This window comes from Natrialba swarupiae, assembly GCF_008245225.1.
GTDB lineage: Archaea > Halobacteriota > Halobacteria > Halobacteriales > Natrialbaceae > Natrarchaeobius > Natrarchaeobius swarupiae.
The window spans coordinates 183,746-202,876 of record NZ_VTAW01000002.1; the positions used below are offsets into that span (position 1 = coordinate 183,746).

Genomic DNA, 19,131 nt, shown 5'->3' on the forward strand with positions numbered 1-19,131 from the left:
ATCCGACCGTTCGTCGAACGGAGCCGATGTTTCGTACATTCACTCAGTAGCTCGTCCGCTAGTAGCAGGAAATAACACAATCAACCCTCGAACTCGGGAGAAGTCAGACATTTTATTAACTCCCCGAACATCATTCCGCGATAATCACGGCCTTTCGATCTGAAATTCGACGAATGCGGCAACAATAGCCTGAACCGAACGATCGCCACGGCAACAGAGAACGTCGGTCCGAGACGGAATGAACACTACACCAGTCGCGAACGTCCTCGAGATGCCGCTCGAAGAGCCGGTGCTGGTGTTTACCATCGCCATGGCGATCTTTCTCGCCGGTCCGCTGATCGTCAAACGGCTGGGACAGCCGGGAATCGTCGGCATCGTGGTGTTCGGTGCGCTCGTCGGCCCCGACGCGCTCGAGATCGTCGACCACTCCGGCGCGATCGTGTTGCTCGGTGAGGTCGGGCTCATCTATCTGTTGTTTACCGTCGGGCTCGAACTCGATCTCCGTGGGTTCAAAGAGGCTCCGGAGAACGCGGCGCTGTTCGGGCTGACGAGTTTCTTCTTCCCGTTTACCGTCGGCACCGCGGTGATGTACTTCGTGTTCGAATTCGACCCTTGGGCCGCCCTGTTGCTGTCGGCTGTCTTCGCTTCACATACGTTGCTCGCCTACCCGATCGTCAACCGACTCGGCGTGACCAAAAACCGGGCCGTCACCGCTGTCTTCGGCGGTATTCTCTTTACGGACACGCTCGCGTTGGTCGTCCTCGCGATCGTCACCGGCGCGACGGAGGGTGAACTCACCGTCTGGCTGATCGCCCAGGTACTGCTCGCGTTGGTCGTCCTCTTCGGAACCGTCTGGCTCGTCTTGCCGCGTGGATCGCGGTGGTTCTTCCAGAATTTCAGCGAGGAGAGCTACTTCGAGTTCCTGTTCGTGATGGTCGCCATCTTCGCCGCCGCCAGTCTCGCCGAAGTGCTCCAGCTCGATCCGATCCTCGGCGCGTTCGTCGCCGGCATCGCCGTCAACCAGCTGATTCCGGAGGGAGGTACCCTGATGAACCGCATCGAGTTCGTCGGCAACGCCTTCTTTATCCCGTTTTTTCTGTTGCACGTCGGGATGCTCGTCAACCCGGTCGTCATCTTCGACGGACCGACGACGCTCCTGATCGCCGCCACCATCATCGGAATCATGCTCCTCACCAAGGGCAGTGCCGCCTGGATCGTTTCACGGATCCAGGGATACACCGCCAACGAACGCGCGGTCATCTTCGGGCTCTCGACCGGGCAGGCCGCTGCGGCGCTTGCGATCACTCTCGTCGGCTACGATGCCGGTCTGTTCGGTGACAGCGTCCTCAACGCTGTCGTCCTGATGTTGCTCGTGACCGCCCTCGTCAGCCCCTGGATTACCGAGCGCGCGGCGACCCGCCTCGCCCTCGAGCGCGAGGTCGGCGACGGCGAGGCCGACACCGACGATCCGAGCATTCTGTTGCCCCTGTCTCGTAACGCCGAACTCCAGCAACGGCTGCTCGAGCTCGCGTTCGTGATCAAGGGCGATCGCGGAACCGAGCCGGTCAACGTTATCACGGTCGTCCAACCGGATGGCGAGGCGGAGACGGAGCGCCGCGTCACCGACGTGCAAGCTGATCTCGACGACCTGGCCGCGGCCGGAAGCGCTGCAGAGGTTCCCATCGAGACCGAAACTCGGATCAACCACAACGTCGCCTCCGGCATCGTCCAGGGCTCGATCGAGGTCCAGGCCGACCAGATCATCATGGGCTGGGACGCGAAACAGAGCTTCCGCCACCGCATCTTCGGGAGCATCATCGACCAGGTCCTCGAGCGAACCAAACTCCCCGTGCTCATCTCGCGACTCGGTCACCCGGTCAACACGACTCGCCGCATCTTCGTCGTCGTCCCGATCGGTGCCGACCACCACGAGGGGTTCTACGAGGCGGTCCACCTGGTCAAGCGTATCACGTCTGGACTCGGCGCCGAACTGAACGTCGTCGTCGTCGAGGGATCGTCCCACCAGTTCGAACAGCTGTTCGAGCTCGTCGAGGAGGACGTTCCAGCCGAGTTCGATTCGATCGACGACTGGGGCCGCCTTCTGCCGTTACTCGAGTCTCAGACGGACGAGGACGATCTTATCGTCGCCATCTCGCCGCGTCGTGGCGACGTCGGCTGGCACTCCGAACTCGAGGACCTGCCAGCCAGACTCGCCGAACTGCCCCCGGAGTCGTTCATCACGATTCACCCCCGACAGGACGAACCCGACTACGACAGACAGTACCTCCGGCTGAAGTAACGTGGTCGCCACCCGGTCGACGGGCCTCGAGCGAACCATCGACTGTGACCGACCACGGTCGGAACCGGTTGCCCCTGAGGGCCGACGAACACTGGCGGTCGGATCGCGTCGACACGTGTGAGCAGTTCGCAGTACGGCAACGAACCGCCACGCCTTTACCCACCTACCGACCAGTAGTCCTATGGGTTTTGGTAGCTACGACGAGTCCGAACAGCGAGAGCAGACGAGCGAGGACGAGGAGGACGTCGAGGCGGTCAACGTCCACGAGAACGACCACGACGGCCAGCTGTCGTTCGAGTCCGATCTCTCGACGAACGAACTCGTCTCCCAGCTCGACGGGATGAAAGACGACGACAACGACGACTAACCGATCTCCGCGACCGGTTCCAATTTTCACGGCCGACGTCCCTGTTCCGGGAGCCGATACCGATCCACGACTCGTCTCTTCGTTCTCGAGTGACGTCGCCAATCGAGTCGTCGTCGAACCAGTCCACTCACTGCTCGAGTCCCGATACACTTACCCCTGGGCTGTGACCCACAGCGCCGTCGACCCCATCAAAATCCCGGGAAGCATCGCGATCAGCCCGACGACGATCATCCGCGAGCCGTCAACCGCGGCCAGACCGCCGTTCGAGAAGAAGTAGGTGAGTCCGCCGGGAATCAAGAGCAGTGACACGGCGATCGTCCCGAGAGTCACCATCCAACTTCCGTTCATTCCGGCCTCACCGTTCGGTCGCCGTGATAGTGGTCGCTGATATCGATCCCGAATAGCGCGTTGGTCCGTCGGCCCTCGAGAGACGCCACGGTCGCACCCACTAGCGTGACGATTCTCGCAATTCCCTCCGCGGTCCGACCGGTTCCGGCAACGATCCGCTTCATACGGGTGGAGACGCTCCGACGGGAGGAAGCACTCCTGCCGCATATTTCTCCCACCTTTATATTTCGACGGCTGAGATCCGTTCCGCGCTGTGACGCGTTCGCCAACGCTTTTCACCGGATCGCGAAATCAACGCTGTATGAAACGCGTCCAAGTGACGATCGATCCGGGCGATTCGGATCTGCCACTCACGTACGACGCCGTCACGGGGGCGGACGAGGAGTTCGCTCGAGTGGCGGTCGTCAACTGGAACGTCACGGAGTCACCCGCAACCTTTCTGTTGCGGGTCCGCGGCGACACGTCGCGTTTCGAATCGGTTCTCGAGCGCGACGATGCGATCAGCGAGTACGAACTGCTCTCGCTGTCGGCGGAGAAGTGTTACTGTTTCGTGCGGGGGACGGGGTCGGCGAGCGCTCGGGCACTCTGGGAGAACTTCAAACGGGGGAGTCTGATGACGATCCCGCCGGCGGAGTGGAACCCCGATGGTACCTACACGTTCACCGTCGTGGGTTCAGACGGCGACGTCCAGACCGCGGTCACGAACGCCCAGTCCACCGTGGCAGACATTCCTGACGACATCACGGTCGAGATCGACTCCGTCGGCGGAACGCGGGTCGCACCCGACACCGTCGTCGACCGACTCTCCGAGCGCCAGCGGGAAGCGGTCGAATCCGCGATCGAACTCGGCTACTACGACACTCCCCGCGAAGCGACGAGCGAAGACGTCGCACGCGAGCTCGGCTGTGCAACGTCGACCGCGGCAGAACACCTCAGGAAAGCCGAAGCGGCGGTACTGACCGCACTCTTCGAGGAGTAGGCACCGCCTCGAGGAACGGACGACTCGCTCTGGTCGTCGGTATTGTTCGTCGAAAAATGCGCTGGCTGGGATTTGAACCACGGTCGGAGCAAAGCTCCTCCCTGATTCAAATCCAGGTTCGATTTTCACTGGACAGACGACTCGCTTCGCTCGTCGTTGTTGTCCAGTGAAAATGCGCTGGCTGGGATTTGAACCCAGGTTGTGACCATGGCAAGGTCACGTGATACCACTACACTACCAGCGCCCTGTTGCACTCTATTCTACTCCCGGAGGGATGTATAAGGGTTGCGAATCGAGTCGGGTTCGGTACGCGCCACCACGACGAACGCGACGCCGTCGATCGATTTTTGAAGACTGTCCGGATCACCGGCTCTCGAGTAGCGAGACCGGGTCGGTCCCGTCCGAGCGATCGCCGGCACCGAACGATACCGGTCCGTAACAATCGCCGATGAATTGCATCGCGTGTGAATGTCGCCCAAACTGCCTCAATACCACCCTGTGAGGCCGTCACAGCCGGGATGGATTCCGCTACCCTTTTAAGACCCTATCGGCAACAAAGCGCTACAGTCTAGTGACGCGGCGCCGAAGCGTTTCGGCATGACCGTCAGCGTACTCGTTCCGTCGTCACTGACCCGGGAAGCCGAGGACAAACGCGAGGCAACTCGCAAGCTCGGATACGTCGCCCGCGCGGCGACGATCTTTCGGGTCGATCGCCTGCTCGTCTATCCCGATCGGGACGGCGAAACCGGGCGATTCGACGGCGGGTTCGTAAACACCGTCTTGCGGTACGCCGCAACGCCGCCGTACCTCAGAAACGAGGTCTGGGGCATGCGGGACGAACTGGAGTATGCGGGCGTCCTACCGCCGCTCCGCGCCACGACACAGACCGGCTCCGAATCGAACGGTTCGGGGTCGACAAGACAAGGGATCGTGACCGAGGTCGGACCTGATCAACGCGTGCGGGTCAATTGCGGCATGCAACACCCGATCTCCCTCAACGTACCGCCGAAAATGGCGGTTTCCGAGGGCGAGCGCGTGACCATCAGGATCTCTTCGCGACGACCGGTCCGGGCGAAACTCGTCGACGAGCCCCTCCCGGGGCTCTCAGTCGAGCGGACGGACCTTTCGGCAGCACTCGGCCGTGAGGACGCCGGCGTTTGCATCGCGTCGTCCCGCTACGGTGAAGAACTCACCGTCGGGCGACTCGAGACGCTGGCCGGACGCGTCGAATCCGACGGAACGACCGTCGCGTTCGGTGCGCCCGAGAGAGGGCTGCCGGACATCCTCGGAATCGAGGTGTCATCCACCGACGACGGTGGTGGCAGAGTCGAACCCAGCGATCTAGGGTTCGACCTCTGGCTGAACACGGTTCCGAACCAGGGGAGCAAGGTCGTGCGAACGGAGGAGGCTCTGTTCGCCACCCTCGCGCCCCTCTCACTGAGAGCGTGATAGAATGCCACAACCAAACGCACCACGCAAAGGCTCACTCGGGTTCGGCCCACGAAAGCGTGCGACCAGCGAGGTCCCACGCTTCAACTCGTGGCCGGACGACGAAGGACAGCCGACGCTCCAGGGTTTCGCGGGCTACAAGGCCGGCATGACCCACGCCGTCATGGTCGACGACAAAGCGAACTCGGCGACCGAGGGGATGGAGACCACCGTCCCCGTGACGATCGTGGAGACGCCGCCAATGCGCGCCGTCGCTCTGCGAGCGTACGAAGATACACCGTACGGAAAGCAGCCGGTAACCGAGGTCTGGACCGACGAGTTCGTTCCCGAACTCGACCGCGTCCTCGACCTGCCCGGTGATGACTACGACGTCGACGCCGCCGAAGACGAGCTTCGGGGCCTCCTAGCGGAGGGTCGCGTCGACGACGTTCGCGTCATCACCCACACGGTTCCTGGCGACGTTCCATCGGTGCCCAAGAAGAAACCCGACGTGATGGAAACTCGAGTCGGCGGCGGTTCCGCCGAGGAACGCGTCGACTTTGGGCTCGAGACGATCGCCGAGGGCGGCGAGCACGTTATGAACGACGTGTTCCGCGCCGGCGAGTACGTCGACGCAAGCGGCGTCACGAAAGGAAAAGGGACCCAGGGCCCCGTCAAGCGCTGGGGCGTCCAGAAACGCAAGGGCAAACACGCCCGGCAGGGCTGGCGTCGCCGCATCGGTAACCTCGGCCCGTGGAACCCGAGCCGCGTTCGCTCGACGGTTCCACAGCAGGGTCAGACGGGCTACCATCAGCGGACTGAACTGAACAAGCGCCTCGTCGATATCGGCGACGGTGCTGACGCGACGGTCGACGGCGGCTTCGTCAACTACGGCGAAGTCGACGGCCCGCACGCGTTGATCAAGGGCTCGCTCCCCGGGCCACAGAAGCGTCTCGTACGCTTCCGCCCGGCGATCCGACCCGGAGACCAGCCGCGCCTCGATCCCGAGGTCCGGTTCGTCTCTACCGCATCCAACCAGGGCTAAACAATGGAAGTAACAGTACGCAACCTGGACGGCTCGGACGCGGACTCGGTCGAGCTCCCGGCGGTCTTCGACACGCAGTACCGCCCGGATCTGATCGCTCGTGCCGTTCGCGTCGCCCAGGCAAACCGAAAACAGGATTACGGCGCCGACGAGTTCGCCGGCAAACGAACGCCGGCCGAATCGCTCGGTAGCGGTCGCGGGATGGCACACGTCCCGCGACAGGACGGTCGTGCCCGCCGCGTTCCCCAGGCGGTCAAGGGACGCAAGGCACACCCGCCGAAAGCCGAGAAAGAGCAGGGAGAATCGATCAACACGAAGACGAAGAAACTCGCCATCCGAAGCGCGGTCGCCGCGACGACCGACGCCGAACTGGTCGCCGAACGTGGCCACCGCTTCGACGCCGACACGGACGTTCCGGTCGTCGTCGACGACGAGTTCGAGGACCTCCAGAAGACGAAGGAGGTCGTCGAGTTCCTCGAGGCCGCCGGCATCGCCGACGACATCGAACGCGCCGAGGAGGGCCGCAGCGTCCGCTCTGGTCAGGGGAAAGCCCGTGGCCGGAAGTACAAGACGCCAAAGTCGATCCTTTTCGTCACCTCGAGCGAGACCGGCCCATCCCGGGCCGCACGAAATCTCGCCGGGGCCGACGTCGCGACGGCCGCCGAGGTCAACGCAGAGGATCTCGCACCCGGCGCACAGCCGGGTCGACTAACCGTCTGGACCGAAAGCGCACTCGAGGAGGTGGCGGACCGATGACCGGTATCATCGAACACCCGCTCGTGACGGAGAAGGCGATGAACGACATGGACTTCGAGAACAAGCTCCAGTTCGTCGTCAACCCGGATGCGACCAAACACGACATTCGTGATGCGGTCGAAGAGCGCTTCGACGTCTCGGTCGACAACATCAACACCCAGCTAACGATGAAGGGCAAGAAGAAAGCGACAGTTCGACTCTCCGAGGACGACGACGCCCAGGAAGTCGCCTCGCGTATCGGGGTGTTCTGAGATGGGACGACGAATTCTCGGACAGCGACGTGGTCGCGGTACCTCCACGTTCCGTGCCCCGTCGCACCGATACAAGGCGAAGCTCGATCACAAGAAAGAAGAGGACGGCGACGTCGTTCGCGGAACGGTTGTGGATATCGAACACGATCCGGCCCGCTCAGCGCCGATTGCCGCCATCGAGTTCGACGACGGTGATCAGCGACTCGTGCTCGCTCCGGAAGGAATCGGCGTCGGCGAGGAGATCCAAGTCGGCGTCTCCGCGGAGATCAAACCCGGCAACACGATGCCGCTCGCGGAGATTCCCGAAGGTGTGCCGGTCTGTAACGTCGAAGCCAACCCCGGCGACGGCGGGAAGTTCGCCCGGGCGTCTGGAACGAACGCGGACCTGATCACCCACGACCGCAACGCCGCGGTCGTCCAGCTGCCAAGCGGCGAGGTCAAGCGCCTCGATCCGCAGTGTCGTGCCACCATCGGCGTCGTCGCCGGTGGCGGACGCACGGAGAAACCGATGGTCAAAGCCGGAAACAAGTACCACAAGATGAAAGCCCGCGGGACCAAGTGGCCCCGCGTCCGCGGTGTCGCGATGAACGCCGTCGACCACCCGTTCGGTGGCGGCGGCCGCCAACACCCGGGGAAACCGAAATCCGTCTCGCGGGACGCCCCGCCGGGACGCAAAGTCGGTGACATTTCCTCGCGCCGAACCGGCCGAGGTGGAAACAAATGAGCCAGGAGTACCGAACCGGCCGTGAGGGTGAGGAGTTCACCTACCGCGGTCACACCGTCGAGGAGCTGCAGGAGATGGAGCTCGAAGACGTCGCGGAACTGCTGCCCGCACGCAAGCGGCGAAGTATCAAACGCGGCCTCTCCGTCGAGAAACAAAAGCTTCTCGAGAAGGCCCGCGAGAAAGGCGAAGAGGAGACGGCAAACGCGCCGATCCGGACCCACCTTCGTGATATGCCGATCCTGCCGGAGTTCGTCGGTCTCACGTTCGAGGTGTACAACGGACAGTCGTTCGAGCGCGTCCGCGTCGAGCCCGAGATGATCGGACACTATCTCGGCGAGTTCCAGCTGACTCGCAACTCCGTCGAACACGGACAGGCTGGTATCGGCGCGACTCGATCGTCGAAGTTCGTCCCACTGAAGTGATCCACGCATGGGAATCAACTACTCAGTCGACGCCGACCCGGACGCCACCGCGAAAGCGATGCTTCGGGAGCGTCACATGAGCCACAAGCACAGCAAAGAAATCGCGCGCGAACTGAAGGGACGAACCGTCGACGACGCACAGGCGTACCTTCAGGACGTGATCGACGGCGAACAGTCGGTTCCGTTCAAGTCCCACAACAGCGGCGTCGGACACCGTTCCGACATCGACGGCTGGGACGCAGGCCGGTATCCCGAGAAGGCCTCCAAGGCGTTTCTCGACTTACTCGAGAACGTCGAGGCCAACGCCGACCATCAGGGATTCGACGGTTCGTCGATGGAGATCGTCCACGTCGCCGCCCACAAGGTCGGCGAGGCGGTCGGTCGTAAACCCCGTGCGATGGGCCGAGCATCGGCCTGGAACACGCCCGAAGTCGACGTCGAAATCGTCGTCGAGGACGCCGACGAAAGCGAATCCGAGGAGGACGACAACTAATGGCTGACGAACACCAGTTCATCGAAAACGGCCTGCAGCGGTCCCAGATAGACGAGTTCTTCCAGGAAGAGCTCGGCCGCGCGGGCTACGGTGGCATGGACGTCGCCAAAACGCCGATGGGAACCCAGATCGTCCTCAAGGCAGAGAAGCCAGGGATGGTCATCGGCAAAGGCGGCGAGAACATCCGAAAGGTCACGACGGCGCTCGAAGAGCGCTTCAACCTCGAGGATCCCCAGATCGACGTCCAGGAGGTCGACGAGCCGGATCTCAACGCCCGGATCGTCGCGGACCGACTGGCGAACGCACTCGAGCGCGGCTGGTACTTCCGCAAAGCCGGTCACACGACGATCGACCGGATCATGGAAGCCGGTGCGCTCGGCGCCGAGATCGTCCTCTCCGGGAAGGTCACGGGCGCTCGCTCGCGCGTCGAGAAGTTCAACCGAGGATACATCAAGCACAACGGCGAACCCGCCGAGGAGATCGTCGACCACGGTCAGGGCGTCGCCGTCATGAAGCTCGGAACGATCGGCGTCACGGTCAAGATCATCCCGCCGAACGCCGAACTCCCCGACGACTTCGGCGTCCACGAGGACCTCGATCCCGAAGAGCTCGTTCCCGATGCCGTCGAGGCCAACGAGGCCGAGGGTGTCGAGGAACTGCTCGAGGGCGAACCCGAGGAAGCGGAAGCCGTCGAGGCCGGCGTCGAAGCGCCGGCCGACGAGGCCGTCGAGACGGCGGCTGACGAGGACGGCGACCTCGACGAGGAAGTCGTCGAAGAGGTCATCGAGGAGGAACTCGAGGACGACGACGCTGAGGCCGACGCTGACGCCGACGCGGACGACGAGGCCGACGCCGAGGAGGACCTCGAGGACCTCGAAGAGGACGTCGAGGCCGAAGCCGAAGAGCTGATGGCCGAGATGGAAGACGAGGAAGCCACAGACGAAAGCGACGACGAGGGAGGTGACGCCTGATGGCGATCATCCACGTCGAGGAAATTCGCGACATGACGCCCGCCGAACGCGAGGAGGAACTCGAGGAACTCGAGACCGAACTCCTGAACGCCAAATCCGTCCTCGCAGCCGGTGGTGCCCCGGAGAACCCGGGTCGAATCGGCGAACTCGGACGGACGATCGCGCGGATCAAGACGATCCAGCAGGAAGAAGACGATTTCGACGACGAATAACACAGCAATGGCACTGACACCCGAGACGCTCCCCCGACACGAACTCAACGGGCTTCCGGTCCGCGTCGTCGACAGCGACGACGACGGACGGGTCGGCCTCGAGGGCCGCGTCGTCATCGAGACGACGAACACACTCTCGATAGAGGTTCGAACCGACGGGGAGTCCCGGGTCGTCACGGTGCCAAAATCGGGCTCGACGTTCGAGTTCGCGATCACAGATGAAGCCGCCGACTCCACGAAGGAGTCGGGGACTACGTCCAAACTGGCCGACACTCAACCTGGTGGAACCGAGCGATCGGCACCATCAGACAGCGCTGGCGAGGGTGTAGCCTACGTTACGGTCGATGGATCGCGACTGCTCTCACGACCCGCCCGACGCACGGAAACGAATGGTGACTCACCATGGCAATAGGACTAGACGTTGAAACCCCTCCGGAACCTGAGAATCCGGAGGAATACGACTACGAGAAGTGCCCGTTCTACGGCGACCTTTCCGTTCGAGGACAGATCCTCGAGGGGCAGGTCGTCTCGACGGACATGGACAAGACCGTAGTCGTCGAACGAGAGTACGATGTAGCGGTTCCGAAGTACGACCGCTCCATGAAACGACGCTCGCGCATTCCGGCTCACGTGCCGGGCGTGCTCGAGCCGCTCTCGGTCGGTGACACGGTCAAGATCGCAGAGACCCGACCACTGTCGAAGACGAAATCGCACGTGGTCGTCGAAATAACCGAAGAAGCGACTGCGGTGGACGTCGCCGAGCTGACGGGGCAGGCAGAGCCTGAGCCGGAACTCTCGGACGAAGACCTCGCCGCGGCTGCAGACGAAGGTGATGAGTGATGGAGGCGATGAAAGCTGACGTCACCCAGGGACTCAAGAAGGGGTCGCTGGTCACGTGTGCCGACAACACGGGCGCACGTGAACTCAAAGTCATCAGCGTCGCGGGCTACCACGGCACCAAGAACCGCCAGCCGAAGGCGGGACTCGGTGACAAAGTGACCGTCTCGGTCACGAAGGGGACCCCCGAGATGCGCCGACAGGTTCTCGAGGCAGTCATCGTCCGCCAGCGGAAGTCGGTCCGCCGACCGGACGGCACTCGACTCAAGTTCGAGGACAACGCGGCGGTCATCATCGACGAGAACGAAGAGCCCCGCGGCACGGAGATCAAGGGGCCGATCGCCCGCGAAGTCGCAGAGCGCTTCGGAGCAATCGCCAGCACGGCGACGATGATCGTATAGACAATGAGCAAACAACCACACAAACAGCGAAATCAGACGGAGCGTGCCCCGCTGCACCAGCGAGGGAAGCAGCTTCACGCGACGCTCTCCGAGGACCTCCGCGAGGAGTACGACACGCGTCGAACCCGCGTCAACGCGGGCGATACGGTCGAGGTCATGCGTGGCGACCACGCCGGCGAGGAAGGCGAGGTTCTACGCGTCGTCCTCGAGGACGGCGTCATCCACGTCGAGGACGTGACGATCGAGACGGCCGACGGCGAGGAAGTTCCCCGTCCGCTCGACTCTTCGAACGTTCGAATTACGGACCTCGATCTCTCGGACGAGCGTCGCGAGGCGCGTCTCGAAGGTGATAGCGAATGACGAAACACCAGAAACGACTCTCAGTTCCGAACTCCTGGCCGGTCGAGCGAAAGACCGATGTCTTCACGGTCAAAGCCGGTGGCGGACCGCACGGCGAAGACGGCGTTCCACTCGTCGTTCTTCTGCGGGACGTCCTCGGCTACGTGGACTCCACGAAGGAAGCGCGCTACGCCCTTTCGGAGGATTCGATCCTCGTCAACGGCGTCGCGATCAACGACGAACAGCGTCCGATCGGAATCTTCGACATCATCGCCTTCCCCGGACGAGAGGAGTACTACCGTGTCTTCCCCGACGAGGGCGGTCGGCTCGCGCTGACCGAAATCGACGAGGAGGCCGCCGGGAGTCGCCTCGGCAAGATCGACGGCAAACGCCAGGTCTCCGGCGGCGACACCCAGCTTACGCTTCACGATGGGACGAACGTCATCGTCGACGACCCATCCTACAGCGCAAACGACTCCATCGTCGTCGACAACGAGGACAAATCGATCGTCGCACACTTCCCCTACGAGGAAGGTGCGCTCGTCACCGCCATCCAGGGCAACCACGGCGGCAAGATCGGCGAGATCGAAGCGATCGATGTCACGCCCGGAAGTGGCTCGAACACCGTCACCGTCTCCACTGACGACGGCGGGTTCGAGACCGTCGAAGAGTACGTCGTCGTGATCGACGAGAACTTTACTGACGACGGAGGTGACGACGAATGAGCGAAGCCGAATCCGGCGAGTTCCACGAGATGCGCAAACCCCGCGTCGAGAAGGTCGTCGTCCACATGGGCGTCGGTCAGGGTGGCCGTGAACTCGGCAAAGCCGAGGACATCATCGAGGAGGTCACGGACCAACAGAGCGTCCGTACCCAGGCCAAACACACCGAACCCGACTTCGGCATCCGCCAGGGCGACCCGATCGGCACGAAGGTCACCATCCGTGGCGAAGACGCCCACGAGTTCCTCGAGACGGCTCTGCCGATCGCGGAGCTCTCGTCGTCGCAGTTCGACGACACGGGCAACTTCAGCTTCGGCATCGCCGAACACACGGATTTCCCGAGTCAGGAGTACGACCCGAACGTCGGGATCTACGGTCTGGACGTCACCGTGAACCTGGTCCGTCCGGGCTACCGTATCGCCAAACGTGACAAGGCGACGCGGTCGATCCCCTCGAGTCACCGACTCACCCCCGAGGACGCGGTCGCGTTCCTCGAGGCGAACTTCGACGTCACCGTAGAGGACCCCGAGGATGAGTGAAAGCGAACACGAACACGACAGCACGGGCGAGCACGCCGCAAAGCGCACGGGCCAGGAAGCGGCCTGCCAGCGTTGTGGCCGCAAGCAAGGCCTGGTTGGCAAGTACGACATCAACCTCTGCCGGCAGTGCTTCCGCGAGATCGCCCGCGACATGGGATTCAAGAAGTACCGATAACATGACTGGAAATGATCCACTCAGCAACGCGCTCTCGGGGCTCGACAACGCCGAGAGCGTCGGTAAACTGAGCCACGAGGTAACGCCCGCCTCGAACGAGATCGGCAGCGTACTCGAGGTCTTCTACGACCGCGGGTACATCGACGGCTTCGAGTACGTCGACGACGGTAAAGCCGGTCAGTTCGAGATCGAACTGCGAGGAGCGATCAACGCCTGCGGACCCGTCAAACCCCGATACAGCGCCGGTGCCGACGACTTCGAGAAGTGGGAGAAACGATTCCTCCCGGCTCGAGACTTCGGTGCACTCGTCGTCACGACGAGCAGTGGCATCATGAGCCACTACGAAGCGCGCGAACAGGGGATCGGCGGCCAGGTGATCGCATACGTCTACTAACCATGCGAGTCGAACTGGAAATCCCCGACAACGTAACCGTCGAGATCGACCATCTCGACGTGACCGTCGACGGCCCAGAAGGCACCGTTACCCGGCGTCTCTGGTACCCCGACGTGAGCGTCGACGTGGAAGACGACAGCGTGGTAATCGAAAGCGAGTCCGAGGACGCGAAAACGAACGCGACCGTCGGCACCTTCGAGAGCCACGTCGAGAACGCCTTCCGCGGCGTGACCGATGGATGGGAGTACAAGATGGAAGTCTTCTACTCTCACTTTCCAATGCAGGTCCGCGCGGAGGGCGAGGAAGTCGTCATCGAGAACTTCCTCGGCGAGAAGGCACCGCGACGAACGAACATCCACGGTGACACCGACGTCTCCGTCGACGGCGAAGTCGTCGTCCTCTCCGGCCCGAACAAAGAGGACGTCGGCCAGACGGCGGCAGACATCGAACAGCTGACCCGAGTCAGCGGCAAGGACACCCGCGTCTTCCAGGACGGGGTCTACATCACCGAGAAACCCGCCAAAAGAGGTGTCTGATAGATGGCAGACGACGAACCAGAAACTGAGGAGACGCCGGCCGACGACGGACCGGAGGAACTCGAGGACATCAGTGGCGTCGGCGCAAGCAAGGCCGATGCCTTGCGCGAGGCCGGCTTCGAGTCCATCGAGGACGTCAAGGAAGCCGACCAGGACGATCTGGCCGAAGCCGAGGGTATCGGCAACGCGCTCGCCGCGCGTATCAAGGCTGACGTCGGCGATCTCGAGGTCTCCGAGGAGACCGAAGCGGAGATCGAAGACGACGGCGTTGACGAAGAAGAGGAACTGGCCGAGGACGTCGAGACGGAACTGCAGCCTCGTGGACTGGTCGAGAAGACGCCGGAGCTCTCCGATGAGGAGACACGGCTTCTCGAGCGCCGTAAGAGCGAGGGGAAGCCGCAGTTCAACCGCCAGGATTACCACATGAAAAAACGGACGCCGGAATCCTGGCGCCGCCCCCGCGGACAGCTCTCGAAACAGCGCCGTGGCGTCAAGGGCAAAGGGCCGACTGTCGAAGCCGGCTACCGAACGCCCGACGCCGTTCGGGGAAAACACCCCAGCGGCTTCGAGGAGGTCTACGTCGAGAACACGGACGACCTCGAGGGCGTCGACGGCGACACGGAAGCGGTCCGTATCGCGTCCTCGGTTGGCGCGCGCAAGCGCGAGCGGATCGAGGAGACGGCGGAAGACGAGGGCATTCGTGTCCTGAACCCAACGTACGAAGAAGTCGAGGTGGAATCCGATGACTGATCTCTCCGCACAGAAGCGACTCGCGGCCGACGTCTTGGACGTCGGAAAGAATCGCATCTGGCTCGACCCGAGCGCCCAGGCCGATATCGCCGAAGCGATCACGCGCGACGAGATCCGCGAACTCGTCGACGAGGGCCTCATCCAGGCCGAAGACGCAACGGGCAACTCCCGCGGCCGAGCCCGCGAGCGCAACGCAAAGCGCGCCTACGGCCACCAGAAGGGGCCAGGCAAGCGCCGCGGCAAGAAGGGTGCCCGCCAGAATCCCAAAGACGAGTGGCAGAACAAGATTCGTGCACAGCGACGGAAGCTGCGCGAACTCCGTGACAAGGGCGAGGTTACGCCCACGCAGTACCGCGAGCTCTACAAGAAGGCTGGCGGTGGGGAGTTCCGTAGCGTCCAATACCTGTTGAATTATATCAACGAAAACTACGGTGACCAATAATGGCGACAGGACCACGATACAAGGTGCCGATGCGGCGTCGGCGCGAGGTCCGGACGGACTACCATCAGAGGTTGCGCCTGCTAAAATCGGGCAAGCCCCGCCTCGTTGCTCGCAAGAGCAACAAGCACACTACGGCGCAGCTGATCGTTCCCGGACCCAACGGCGACGAAACGCTCGCGAGCGCACACTCGAGCGATCTCGAGGAGTACGGCTGGGACGCCCCCACGAGCAACATTTCGGCGGCGTACCTGACCGGCCTGCTAGCCGGCCAGCGAGCCGTCGACGCTGGTCTCGAGGAAGCGGTTCTCGATATCGGCCTCAACACCGCGACGCCCGGCAACAAGGTGTTCGCGGTTCAGGAAGGCGCAATCGACGCCGGCCTCGAGATACCGCACAACGATAGCGTGCTCGCGGACTGGTCGCGTACCCGCGGCGAGCATATCGCCGAGTACGCAGAACAGCTAGACGAGCCGCTGTACAGCGGCGAGTTCGACGCGACCGAACTCCCAGAACACTTCGACGACGTACGAGAGGCGATTCTCGAATGAGTGGAAACAACTACAATGACGACGGATGGGAACCCGTCACCCGTCTCGGCCGGAAGGTCCAGGAGGGCGAAATCGACACGATGGAAGCCGCCCTCAACTCGGGGCTCCCGCTGAAGGAACCCGAGATCGTCGACCAGCTCCTCCCTGGACTGGACGACGAAGTGCTGGACATCAACATGGTCCAGCGAATGACCGACTCGGGCCGCCGCGTGAAGTTCCGATGTGTCGTCGTCGTGGGCAACCGCGACGGCTACGTCGGCTACGCGGAAGGCCGAGACGATCAGGTCGGCTCCGCCATCCAGAAGGCGATCGGTATCGCGAAGCTGAACATGCTCAAGGTCCCTCGAGGATCCGGCTCGTGGGAGGACCGTTCGGAGCGGCCACACTCGCTGAGCCGACGGACGACCGGAAAGGCCGGCTCCGTCGAGGTTGAGGTCATCCCGGCCCCCGAAGGGCTCGGACTGGCCGCGAGTGACACCGTCCGCCACGTCCTCGAACTGGCCGGTCTCGAGAACGCTTGGACCAAGAGCCACGGCAATACGCGCACGACCGTCAACCTCGCGAAGGCGACGTTCAACGCGCTCGAGAACGCTTCGCAGTCCCGACAACCGGCACCGCGCACAAGCGACCGTGACGAAGCCGAGGTGGCCGACCAATGAAGGCAATCGTCCAGATTCGCGGTGAAGTGAACCGCCAGCAGGACGTCCAGGACACCCTGGAGATGCTCAACATCCACAGCGTCAACCACTGTGCGCTCGTCCCCGAGACCGACACCTATCAGGGGATGATCACCAAGGTCAACGACTACGTCGCACACGGTGAGCCGACGGAGGACGTTCTCGCGACGCTGCTCGAAAAGCGCGCCGAACCCCTCGAGGGCAACCAGTCCGACGTCGACGGGGAGTGGCTCGCGGAGAACACCGAGTACGACGACTTCGACGCACTCGCGAACGCCCTCCTCACAGAGGAGACGACGCTTCGAGACGTTGGGCTGTCGCCGACGCTTCGGCTCCACCCACCACGTGGTGGTCACGACGGTATCAAAAAGCCGACCGTCGAGGGAGGCCAACTCGGAAAGCATACAACAGAGCAGATTAACGACCTGCTAGAATCGATGCGATAACCATGACGAGTAAAAAACGACGTCAGCGCGGATCGCGGACACATAGCGGTGGTACCCACAAGAATCGACGGGGTGCTGGCCACCGTGGCGGACGCGGCCGCGCCGGACGAAGCAAACACGAGTTCCACAACTACGAACCGAAAGGCAAACACGGCTTCAAACGTCCACACGACATCCGCGAGGAGGTCGTAGAGATCGATGTCCAGAAGTTAGACGAGGACGCCATCCTCTACGTTGCCGACGATCTCGCCGACGAGGCCAACGGTGGCTACGAACTGGATGCTCGCGACATCGTCGAAGACGGACACGAAGCCGACGTCGTCAAAGTCCTCGGATCCGGCCAGGTCCGCAACCAGCTGACGGTGACGGCCGACGCCTTCTCCGAGGCCGCTCGAGAGAAACTCGAGGCTGCCGGCGGTGAGGCAGTGCTCTCGGAGCGAGCACAGGACGCTGAAGACGACGACTCCGAACAGAACGAGGACTAACGTATGGGATGGAAGGAAGCCGCCGAACCGGTCTTGACGCGGATGCCCGCAGTCCAGCGACCGGAGGGACACGTTCCCTTCAAGCGCAAGCTGACCTGGACGGCGGGGATCCTCGTGTTGTACTTCTTCCTGACGAACATCGGACTGTTCGGAATGGAATCCGGTGCAGGGGACGACCTCTTCGGCGAGTTCCGTGCGGTTCTTGCGGGTGAACAGGGCTCGCTGATGCAGGTCGGTATCGGACCGATCGTCACGGCGAGCATCGTCATGCAGTTGCTCGGCGGGGCGAACCTTCTCGGGCTGGATACGGACGATCCCCGAGATCAGGTGCTCTACCAGGGCCTACAGAAGCTGCTCGTCATCGTCATGACGGCGCTGACCGCACTCCCGATGGTGTTCGCCGGCGGCTTCCTGCCACCCCAGCAGTCGCTGACGCTCGGCGGGTTCACTTTCGATCAGACCCAGATTCAGGCGCTGATGTTCACCCAGATCTTCATCGGGGGTGTCCTCATCCTCTATATGGACGAGGTCGTCAGTAAGTGGGGGGTCGGCAGCGGGATCGGGCTGTTCATCATCGCTGGCGTGAGCCAGAAGCTCGTTACTGGGTTTATCCAACCAGCTGAGGGAGGGTTCTTCTACGACTGGTATCGGATCTTTACCGGCCAGGTAGAAGTTGGCTCGCTCGTTGCTGGTGACGGCCTCTACACGCTGTTACTACAGGACGGGCACATTATCGCCCTCTTTACGACGCTGTTGATCTTCGGGATCGTCGTCTATGCGGAGTCTGTCCGCGTCGAGATCCCACTGAGTCACGCCAGAGTGAAGGGTGCTCGCGGTCGCTTCCCCGTGAAGCTCATCTACGCGAGCGTCCTGCCGATGATCCTCGTTCGCGCGTTGCAGGCGAACGTTCAGTTCATCGGTCAGATTCTCAACCGCCAGACTGGCGACGCGTCGACCATCGCGTTGCTCGGCCGAGAGTTACCGTGGCTCGGCGTCTACGATAGTCAAGGCCAGCCCGTGAGCGGATTCTTCTACTACACCGCACCGATCTACTCGCCAAACGACTGGATGTGGTGGACGGGTGAAGTCGCCCAGCAGGCGTGGATGGTGATGATCCGTATCTCCGTGGACCTGACGTTTATGGTCATCGGCGGCGCGATCTTCGCGATCTTCTGGGTCGAAACGACGAACATGGGGCCGGAAGCGACGGCCCGTCAGATCCAAAACTCCGGGATGCAGATCCCTGGCTTCCGACAGAACGTCGGCGTCATCGAGAAAGTCATGGAACGGTACATTCCGCAGGTGACCGTCATCGGCGGCGCGCTCGTCGGTATCCTGGCGGTCTGGGCGAACATGCTCGGAACGATCGGTGCCGTTACCGGAACGGGTCTGCTGCTGGCTGTCTCGATCACGTACAAACTGTACGAAGAGATCGCCGAGGAGCAGATGATGGAGATGCATCCGATGATGCGCCAGATGTTCGGCAAGGAGTAACGGACCTCCGGGCCGCTTTGGCCCGATTTCGTTCGGACTGCGTCTCTTTCT

General features: G+C 62.7%; 30 protein-coding genes and 1 tRNA gene. 28 read left to right on the plus strand and 3 right to left on the minus strand.

What is annotated here, in order from left to right:
• Positions 1–238 precede the first annotated feature (238 nt).
• Both FYC77_RS02915 and FYC77_RS02920 read left to right on the plus strand, forming a co-directional pair.
• Positions 239–2,299, plus strand: coding sequence for a cation:proton antiporter (locus FYC77_RS02915; RefSeq protein WP_149080012.1), 2,061 nt, complete (start codon positions 239–241; stop codon positions 2,297–2,299).
• 181 nt (positions 2,300–2,480) lie between these two features.
• Positions 2,481–2,666: a DUF5786 family protein gene (locus FYC77_RS02920; protein WP_149080013.1), complete on the plus strand. Its 186-nt coding sequence runs from the start codon at positions 2,481–2,483 to the stop codon at positions 2,664–2,666.
• 150 nt (positions 2,667–2,816) lie between these two features.
• Here FYC77_RS02920 and FYC77_RS02925 read toward each other — a convergent pair whose 3' ends face one another.
• Both FYC77_RS02925 and FYC77_RS20090 read right to left on the minus strand, forming a co-directional pair.
• The gene (locus FYC77_RS02925; RefSeq protein ID WP_149080014.1) at positions 2,817–3,014 is read right to left on the minus strand and encodes a hypothetical protein; all 198 of its coding nucleotides are present in this window, start codon (positions 3,012–3,014) and stop codon (positions 2,817–2,819) included.
• On the minus strand, positions 3,011–3,178 hold the full coding sequence (locus FYC77_RS20090) for a hypothetical protein (RefSeq protein ID WP_162354466.1): 168 nt from the start codon (positions 3,176–3,178) through the stop codon (positions 3,011–3,013). Before FYC77_RS20090 ends, FYC77_RS02925 begins: the two co-directional genes overlap by 4 nt.
• A 137-nt stretch (positions 3,179–3,315) precedes the next feature.
• Here FYC77_RS20090 and FYC77_RS02930 point away from each other — a divergent pair, with 137 nt between their 5' ends.
• The gene (locus tag FYC77_RS02930; protein WP_149080015.1) at positions 3,316–3,993 is read left to right on the plus strand and encodes a helix-turn-helix domain-containing protein; all 678 of its coding nucleotides are present in this window, start codon (positions 3,316–3,318) and stop codon (positions 3,991–3,993) included.
• Positions 3,994–4,166: 173 nt separating this feature from the next.
• Here FYC77_RS02930 and FYC77_RS02935 read toward each other — a convergent pair.
• A tRNA-Gly gene (locus FYC77_RS02935) sits at positions 4,167–4,237 on the minus strand.
• A 353-nt stretch (positions 4,238–4,590) separates the two neighbouring features.
• On the opposite strand from FYC77_RS02935, the gene FYC77_RS02940 reads away from it, so the two are divergent.
• The 25 genes from FYC77_RS02940 to secY are packed head-to-tail and all read left to right on the plus strand — an operon-like array spanning position 4,591 to position 19,080.
• A complete protein-coding gene (locus FYC77_RS02940) occupies positions 4,591–5,442 on the plus strand; it encodes a putative RNA uridine N3 methyltransferase (protein WP_149080016.1) in 852 nt (283 codons plus the stop codon).
• Positions 5,443–5,446: 4 nt separating this feature from the next.
• Positions 5,447–6,466 (plus strand): 50S ribosomal protein L3, encoded by a 1,020-nt coding sequence (locus tag FYC77_RS02945; protein WP_149080017.1) that lies wholly within the window; start codon positions 5,447–5,449, stop codon positions 6,464–6,466.
• Positions 6,467–6,469: 3 nt separating this feature from the next.
• Complete coding sequence (rpl4p, locus tag FYC77_RS02950; protein WP_149080018.1) at positions 6,470–7,222, plus strand: 50S ribosomal protein L4; 753 nt, start codon at positions 6,470–6,472, stop codon at positions 7,220–7,222.
• The gene (locus FYC77_RS02955) at positions 7,219–7,473 is read left to right on the plus strand and encodes a 50S ribosomal protein L23 (RefSeq protein WP_149080019.1); all 255 of its coding nucleotides are present in this window, start codon (positions 7,219–7,221) and stop codon (positions 7,471–7,473) included. Before rpl4p ends, FYC77_RS02955 begins: the two co-directional genes overlap by 4 nt.
• Before the next feature lies 1 nt (position 7,474).
• Positions 7,475–8,197 carry a 50S ribosomal protein L2 gene (locus FYC77_RS02960; protein WP_149080020.1) on the plus strand — a complete coding sequence of 241 codons (723 nt, stop codon included), beginning with the start codon at positions 7,475–7,477 and terminating at the stop codon, positions 8,195–8,197.
• Positions 8,194–8,619 carry a 30S ribosomal protein S19 gene (locus FYC77_RS02965; RefSeq protein ID WP_149080021.1) on the plus strand — a complete coding sequence of 142 codons (426 nt, stop codon included), beginning with the start codon at positions 8,194–8,196 and terminating at the stop codon, positions 8,617–8,619. Before FYC77_RS02960 ends, FYC77_RS02965 begins: the two co-directional genes overlap by 4 nt.
• A 7-nt stretch (positions 8,620–8,626) precedes the next feature.
• Complete coding sequence (locus FYC77_RS02970) at positions 8,627–9,112, plus strand: 50S ribosomal protein L22 (RefSeq protein WP_149080022.1); 486 nt, start codon at positions 8,627–8,629, stop codon at positions 9,110–9,112.
• Positions 9,112–10,083: a 30S ribosomal protein S3 gene (locus tag FYC77_RS02975; RefSeq protein ID WP_149080023.1), complete on the plus strand. Its 972-nt coding sequence runs from the start codon at positions 9,112–9,114 to the stop codon at positions 10,081–10,083. The genes FYC77_RS02970 and FYC77_RS02975 overlap by 1 nt, the downstream gene beginning before the upstream one ends.
• Positions 10,083–10,295, plus strand: coding sequence for a 50S ribosomal protein L29 (rpmC, locus tag FYC77_RS02980; RefSeq protein WP_149080024.1), 213 nt, complete (start codon positions 10,083–10,085; stop codon positions 10,293–10,295). The genes FYC77_RS02975 and rpmC overlap by 1 nt, the downstream gene beginning before the upstream one ends.
• Positions 10,296–10,302: 7 nt before the next feature.
• On the plus strand, positions 10,303–10,707 hold the full coding sequence (locus FYC77_RS02985; RefSeq protein ID WP_149080025.1) for a ribonuclease P protein component 1: 405 nt from the start codon (positions 10,303–10,305) through the stop codon (positions 10,705–10,707).
• Complete coding sequence (locus FYC77_RS02990) at positions 10,698–11,135, plus strand: 30S ribosomal protein S17 (RefSeq protein WP_149080026.1); 438 nt, start codon at positions 10,698–10,700, stop codon at positions 11,133–11,135. The genes FYC77_RS02985 and FYC77_RS02990 overlap by 10 nt, the downstream gene beginning before the upstream one ends.
• On the plus strand, positions 11,135–11,533 hold the full coding sequence (locus FYC77_RS02995; protein WP_149080027.1) for a 50S ribosomal protein L14: 399 nt from the start codon (positions 11,135–11,137) through the stop codon (positions 11,531–11,533). Before FYC77_RS02990 ends, FYC77_RS02995 begins: the two co-directional genes overlap by 1 nt.
• 3 nt (positions 11,534–11,536) lie before the next feature.
• Entirely contained in the window at positions 11,537–11,893 is a 357-nt protein-coding gene (gene rplX, locus FYC77_RS03000; protein WP_149080028.1) for a 50S ribosomal protein L24, read from the plus strand.
• Entirely contained in the window at positions 11,890–12,597 is a 708-nt protein-coding gene (locus FYC77_RS03005) for a 30S ribosomal protein S4e (protein ID WP_149080029.1), read from the plus strand. The genes rplX and FYC77_RS03005 overlap by 4 nt, the downstream gene beginning before the upstream one ends.
• Positions 12,594–13,133 carry a 50S ribosomal protein L5 gene (locus tag FYC77_RS03010; RefSeq protein WP_149080030.1) on the plus strand — a complete coding sequence of 180 codons (540 nt, stop codon included), beginning with the start codon at positions 12,594–12,596 and terminating at the stop codon, positions 13,131–13,133. The genes FYC77_RS03005 and FYC77_RS03010 overlap by 4 nt, the downstream gene beginning before the upstream one ends.
• Positions 13,126–13,308 carry a 30S ribosomal protein S14 gene (locus tag FYC77_RS03015; RefSeq protein ID WP_149080031.1) on the plus strand — a complete coding sequence of 61 codons (183 nt, stop codon included), beginning with the start codon at positions 13,126–13,128 and terminating at the stop codon, positions 13,306–13,308. Before FYC77_RS03010 ends, FYC77_RS03015 begins: the two co-directional genes overlap by 8 nt.
• Before the next feature lies 1 nt (position 13,309).
• Positions 13,310–13,702 (plus strand): 30S ribosomal protein S8, encoded by a 393-nt coding sequence (locus FYC77_RS03020; RefSeq protein WP_149080032.1) that lies wholly within the window; start codon positions 13,310–13,312, stop codon positions 13,700–13,702.
• A 2-nt stretch (positions 13,703–13,704) separates the two neighbouring features.
• Positions 13,705–14,238, plus strand: a complete 534-nt coding sequence (locus FYC77_RS03025) for a 50S ribosomal protein L6 (RefSeq protein ID WP_149080033.1) — start codon at positions 13,705–13,707, stop codon at positions 14,236–14,238.
• Positions 14,239–14,241: 3 nt separating this feature from the next.
• Positions 14,242–14,988: a 50S ribosomal protein L32e gene (locus FYC77_RS03030; RefSeq protein WP_149080034.1), complete on the plus strand. Its 747-nt coding sequence runs from the start codon at positions 14,242–14,244 to the stop codon at positions 14,986–14,988.
• On the plus strand, positions 14,981–15,430 hold the full coding sequence (locus FYC77_RS03035) for a 50S ribosomal protein L19e (RefSeq protein WP_149080035.1): 450 nt from the start codon (positions 14,981–14,983) through the stop codon (positions 15,428–15,430). The genes FYC77_RS03030 and FYC77_RS03035 overlap by 8 nt, the downstream gene beginning before the upstream one ends.
• Positions 15,430–15,978, plus strand: a complete 549-nt coding sequence (locus FYC77_RS03040) for a 50S ribosomal protein L18 (RefSeq protein ID WP_149080036.1) — start codon at positions 15,430–15,432, stop codon at positions 15,976–15,978. Before FYC77_RS03035 ends, FYC77_RS03040 begins: the two co-directional genes overlap by 1 nt.
• Positions 15,975–16,637, plus strand: a complete 663-nt coding sequence (locus tag FYC77_RS03045; RefSeq protein WP_149080037.1) for a 30S ribosomal protein S5 — start codon at positions 15,975–15,977, stop codon at positions 16,635–16,637. The genes FYC77_RS03040 and FYC77_RS03045 overlap by 4 nt, the downstream gene beginning before the upstream one ends.
• Positions 16,634–17,101 (plus strand): 50S ribosomal protein L30, encoded by a 468-nt coding sequence (locus FYC77_RS03050; protein ID WP_149080038.1) that lies wholly within the window; start codon positions 16,634–16,636, stop codon positions 17,099–17,101. The genes FYC77_RS03045 and FYC77_RS03050 overlap by 4 nt, the downstream gene beginning before the upstream one ends.
• 2 nt (positions 17,102–17,103) lie before the next feature.
• On the plus strand, positions 17,104–17,586 hold the full coding sequence (locus FYC77_RS03055; protein ID WP_149080039.1) for an uL15m family ribosomal protein: 483 nt from the start codon (positions 17,104–17,106) through the stop codon (positions 17,584–17,586).
• A gap of 3 nt (positions 17,587–17,589) precedes the next feature.
• Entirely contained in the window at positions 17,590–19,080 is a 1,491-nt protein-coding gene (secY, locus tag FYC77_RS03060; protein ID WP_149080040.1) for a preprotein translocase subunit SecY, read from the plus strand.
• Positions 19,081–19,131 lie beyond the last annotated feature (51 nt).

Bases quoted from the DNA above. Each gene is read 5' to 3' on its own strand.
- FYC77_RS02915 (WP_149080012.1), top strand. From the start codon at position 239: ATGAACACTACACCAGTCGCGAACGTCCTCGAGATGCCGCTCGAAGAG.
- FYC77_RS02920 (WP_149080013.1), top strand. From the start codon at position 2,481: ATGGGTTTTGGTAGCTACGACGAGTCCGAACAGCGAGAGCAGACGAGC.
- FYC77_RS02925 (WP_149080014.1), bottom strand. From the start codon at position 3,014: ATGAACGGAAGTTGGATGGTGACTCTCGGGACGATCGCCGTGTCACTG.
- FYC77_RS20090 (WP_162354466.1), bottom strand. From the start codon at position 3,178: ATGAAGCGGATCGTTGCCGGAACCGGTCGGACCGCGGAGGGAATTGCG.
- FYC77_RS02930 (WP_149080015.1), top strand. From the start codon at position 3,316: ATGAAACGCGTCCAAGTGACGATCGATCCGGGCGATTCGGATCTGCCA.
- FYC77_RS02940 (WP_149080016.1), top strand. From the start codon at position 4,591: ATGACCGTCAGCGTACTCGTTCCGTCGTCACTGACCCGGGAAGCCGAG.
- FYC77_RS02945 (WP_149080017.1), top strand. From the start codon at position 5,447: ATGCCACAACCAAACGCACCACGCAAAGGCTCACTCGGGTTCGGCCCA.
- rpl4p (WP_149080018.1), top strand. From the start codon at position 6,470: ATGGAAGTAACAGTACGCAACCTGGACGGCTCGGACGCGGACTCGGTC.
- FYC77_RS02955 (WP_149080019.1), top strand. From the start codon at position 7,219: ATGACCGGTATCATCGAACACCCGCTCGTGACGGAGAAGGCGATGAAC.
- FYC77_RS02960 (WP_149080020.1), top strand. From the start codon at position 7,475: ATGGGACGACGAATTCTCGGACAGCGACGTGGTCGCGGTACCTCCACG.
- FYC77_RS02965 (WP_149080021.1), top strand. From the start codon at position 8,194: ATGAGCCAGGAGTACCGAACCGGCCGTGAGGGTGAGGAGTTCACCTAC.
- FYC77_RS02970 (WP_149080022.1), top strand. From the start codon at position 8,627: ATGGGAATCAACTACTCAGTCGACGCCGACCCGGACGCCACCGCGAAA.
- FYC77_RS02975 (WP_149080023.1), top strand. From the start codon at position 9,112: ATGGCTGACGAACACCAGTTCATCGAAAACGGCCTGCAGCGGTCCCAG.
- rpmC (WP_149080024.1), top strand. From the start codon at position 10,083: ATGGCGATCATCCACGTCGAGGAAATTCGCGACATGACGCCCGCCGAA.
- FYC77_RS02985 (WP_149080025.1), top strand. From the start codon at position 10,303: ATGGCACTGACACCCGAGACGCTCCCCCGACACGAACTCAACGGGCTT.
- FYC77_RS02990 (WP_149080026.1), top strand. From the start codon at position 10,698: ATGGCAATAGGACTAGACGTTGAAACCCCTCCGGAACCTGAGAATCCG.
- FYC77_RS02995 (WP_149080027.1), top strand. From the start codon at position 11,135: ATGGAGGCGATGAAAGCTGACGTCACCCAGGGACTCAAGAAGGGGTCG.
- rplX (WP_149080028.1), top strand. From the start codon at position 11,537: ATGAGCAAACAACCACACAAACAGCGAAATCAGACGGAGCGTGCCCCG.
- FYC77_RS03005 (WP_149080029.1), top strand. From the start codon at position 11,890: ATGACGAAACACCAGAAACGACTCTCAGTTCCGAACTCCTGGCCGGTC.
- FYC77_RS03010 (WP_149080030.1), top strand. From the start codon at position 12,594: ATGAGCGAAGCCGAATCCGGCGAGTTCCACGAGATGCGCAAACCCCGC.
- FYC77_RS03015 (WP_149080031.1), top strand. From the start codon at position 13,126: ATGAGTGAAAGCGAACACGAACACGACAGCACGGGCGAGCACGCCGCA.
- FYC77_RS03020 (WP_149080032.1), top strand. From the start codon at position 13,310: ATGACTGGAAATGATCCACTCAGCAACGCGCTCTCGGGGCTCGACAAC.
- FYC77_RS03025 (WP_149080033.1), top strand. From the start codon at position 13,705: ATGCGAGTCGAACTGGAAATCCCCGACAACGTAACCGTCGAGATCGAC.
- FYC77_RS03030 (WP_149080034.1), top strand. From the start codon at position 14,242: ATGGCAGACGACGAACCAGAAACTGAGGAGACGCCGGCCGACGACGGA.
- FYC77_RS03035 (WP_149080035.1), top strand. From the start codon at position 14,981: ATGACTGATCTCTCCGCACAGAAGCGACTCGCGGCCGACGTCTTGGAC.
- FYC77_RS03040 (WP_149080036.1), top strand. From the start codon at position 15,430: ATGGCGACAGGACCACGATACAAGGTGCCGATGCGGCGTCGGCGCGAG.
- FYC77_RS03045 (WP_149080037.1), top strand. From the start codon at position 15,975: ATGAGTGGAAACAACTACAATGACGACGGATGGGAACCCGTCACCCGT.
- FYC77_RS03050 (WP_149080038.1), top strand. From the start codon at position 16,634: ATGAAGGCAATCGTCCAGATTCGCGGTGAAGTGAACCGCCAGCAGGAC.
- FYC77_RS03055 (WP_149080039.1), top strand. From the start codon at position 17,104: ATGACGAGTAAAAAACGACGTCAGCGCGGATCGCGGACACATAGCGGT.
- secY (WP_149080040.1), top strand. From the start codon at position 17,590: ATGGGATGGAAGGAAGCCGCCGAACCGGTCTTGACGCGGATGCCCGCA.